Consider the following 2,508-nt stretch of genomic DNA (forward strand, 5'->3'; position numbering starts at 1 on the left):
GTTGTAGCCACCGCAGCGGCCCAGCACGCGCACGGCCTGCACTTTGGCGTTGAAGGCAATGCCGGCGATGCCGGCCGCGTTGTTGGTGCGCGCCGCGATGGTGCCGGCCACATGGGTGCCGTGCCAGGAGCTGTTGCGGGCGGCAGCGCCACCGCATTGGCCGGCGGTGTTCCAGTCGCCAGGGTCGCTGGGGTCGCTGTCGCGGCCATTGCCGTCGTGGGCGGTGGCCACGTCGGCAATCATGTCGTAGCCGGCCCCGGTTTGGCCGGCCAGGTCGGCGTGCGGGCGGATGCCGGTGTCGCTCACCGCCACCACCACGCCGGTGCCGGTGGCTTGGTCCCAGGCGGCCGGGGCGCGGATGCCGCCGGTGGCTTCAGACAGATCCCATTGCTGGTTGTACTGGCTGTCGTTGGGGGTCAGCAGGGCGTACATCTTGCGGTCGGGCTCGGCGTACTCGACCGTGGCGTCTTCGGCCTTGATGCGGGCAGCCAAGGCTTCCACCTCGGCCAGCGGCAGAGCGCGGTCCAGGCTCAGCACATGCGAGCCCAGGCCGCTCTGGCGCACCAGGCTCAGTTGCAGGCCGCGTTGCGCAGCCAGCTGCTTGGCCCGGTCGACACGCTGGTTCAGCGCGTTCGCGTCCAGGGCGCGAGCCCGAATCACCTTGCGGCCGTCTTCCATCGCAGCTTCGCTGGCGTCGAAGTACTTGACGATCAGTCGGTCGGTGTCGCTGCTCTGGACGACTCGGGAGCCGGGCGCATCAGCCTCGGCGACCGATTGGCCGGCCTGGGCGGCGCCGGCCGCTGCCAGCAGGGCCAGGGCGAGGGCCACCGGCTTGGGGCTGAAGCGTTGGGGGCGGCGTGAGGAGGAAGAGGAATGGGAAGTCATGGGGCAACTCTCTCAATCAAGCAAGACCGGCGCGCAAGGGCAGTTCAAGTCGATGGTTGTGCCGAACGCGTCGTGGCGCTCCCGGTTGGGAGCCTGAACCCGCCAGCACGAGCCGGGGCTCGGCGGCGGCACCACTTGCGGCGTGCAAGTTCTCGAGCACCTGCAGCCGGAAGCGGGCGCAGTTTAGGCAGGGCTGCCGCCGAAAAACCGCCGACCTGTCAGAGCTCTCAGCTAGGGCAATCCCATGGAAAAAACTGGCACATAGGCCTTGACATCGGCGTTCTGAGTCATTGCTCTGCGGAGGAGCGCGTGCATCAAAGAGGCTTGAAGAAAGGCCCCAAGCCCTGTTCGGCCTCGCTCATGAGCTGGGCTTCAGGACGGCGCAGAAAGCGCCGGTCGAGGGGGCTGGCCTGACGGATGCGGTCCAGGCGGAAGCATCGGGTGGCTTGTTTGTTCACATCCCAGGCCAGCAGGTACCAGGCTGGTGCGTTGATCAGCAGGTAATGGGGCTCGATCTCGCGCTCGCTGCTCTGGCTGGCGCCGTCCTGGTAGCGAATGTGCAGGCATTGCTGCGCGAAAAAGGCTTGCTGCACCTCGGCCAGCGCGGCCGGGCGCGGCGGGCGCCAGTCGGCGCGCACGGCTTCGGAGGCGGCGGCGCCTACACGCACACGCTGGCGCAGCGCTTGTTGGGCGCCGCGTTCAGCGCCGCTGAAGACCAGGGCCAGCTTGCGGCGCAGGGACTTCAACTCGTCCGCCAGCAGCGGGGCGCCGTAACACTCGGCCACGGCCAGGCCCATCATCACGGTGATCAGCTCGCGCTGGCTCAGGGCCGTGCGAGGCAGGCTGCTGCGCCGCGCCAGGCGCACGCCACCGCCACGTCCGGGTTCGCTGTCCAGAACACAACCTTCCTGCTGCAGCTGGGCCAGCCCACGCCGTACGCTGCGCACGCTCAGGCCCAGCTCCTGCGCGAGCAGGGCGGCCGTCCAGCGTTCGCCATTGGCCAGGAGGCCCAGCAGGCGTTCGCTGCTACGACTGCTCACCGGGCACTCGCCGCGGGCAAAGGTGACAGTTTTTGGCAGCTTTGCTTTTCAGAATGGAAACCCAGGCGCTCGGTACAGGACCGTTCGCCGCTTGAGGGCAAGCCCGGCTCTACCGTTGAACCGCTTCGCAGGGCGGCAGCGTTCAGCCCGCTGGGCAGTTTTGAAAGACAAGAGGAACTGATGATGAGTGCAGCCATTGAAGTGGTTATGTTTGCCGGTGTGAACGGCGTGTCCAGGCAGCAGATGCAAGCCGCGGCCGCCGCGGTGACGACCAGCTTGCAAAAGCTGGCCGGTTTTGTTTCGCGCAGCTTTGGTGTGAGCGCCGACGGGCGCTATGTTGACATCGTCTATTGGCATGATCAGGCGGCGGCGCTGAGTGCTGCCGAGCAGGTCATGAGCCTGCATGATTTCCGCAGCTTCTTCGCCTTGATCGAGCCGGGCTCGGTGCAGATGATGCATTTCGAGCAGGGTTGAGTCGCTGCCCAGAGGCGACGCCTCAGTTTGCGGCCTGTGTGACCGGCAGGCTGGTGCGCGCAATCACCTGCTGCAGCACAAAGCTCGAGTGCACGCCGGTGACGCCCTG

Annotated in this window: 3 protein-coding genes; 1 reads left to right on the plus strand and 2 read right to left on the minus strand. The window is 67.2% G+C overall.

The annotated features are described in order from the left end of the window. Positions 1-885 (minus strand): S8 family serine peptidase (locus tag ACK5F2_RS08535; protein ID WP_409864097.1); only part of this gene is annotated, 885 nt, incomplete at its 3' end. Positions 886-1,199: 314 nt separating this feature from the next. Then, on the minus strand, positions 1,200-1,925 hold the full coding sequence (locus ACK5F2_RS08540) for a helix-turn-helix transcriptional regulator (protein WP_409864098.1): 726 nt from the start codon (positions 1,923-1,925) through the stop codon (positions 1,200-1,202). A 183-nt stretch (positions 1,926-2,108) separates the two neighbouring features. On the opposite strand from ACK5F2_RS08540, the gene ACK5F2_RS08545 reads away from it, so the two are divergent. After that, positions 2,109-2,399 carry a hypothetical protein gene (locus ACK5F2_RS08545; protein ID WP_409864099.1) on the plus strand — a complete coding sequence of 97 codons (291 nt, stop codon included), beginning with the start codon at positions 2,109-2,111 and terminating at the stop codon, positions 2,397-2,399. Positions 2,400-2,508 lie beyond the last annotated feature (109 nt).

The sequence above is a fragment of the Roseateles sp. genome (assembly GCF_046300915.1).
In the GTDB taxonomy this organism is placed as follows: domain Bacteria; phylum Pseudomonadota; class Gammaproteobacteria; order Burkholderiales; family Burkholderiaceae_C; genus Kinneretia.

Coding starts and splice junctions, on each gene's coding strand:
- ACK5F2_RS08545 (WP_409864099.1), top strand. CDS start 2,109: ATGAGTGCAGCCATTGAAGTGGTTATGTTTGCCGGTGTGAACGGCGTG.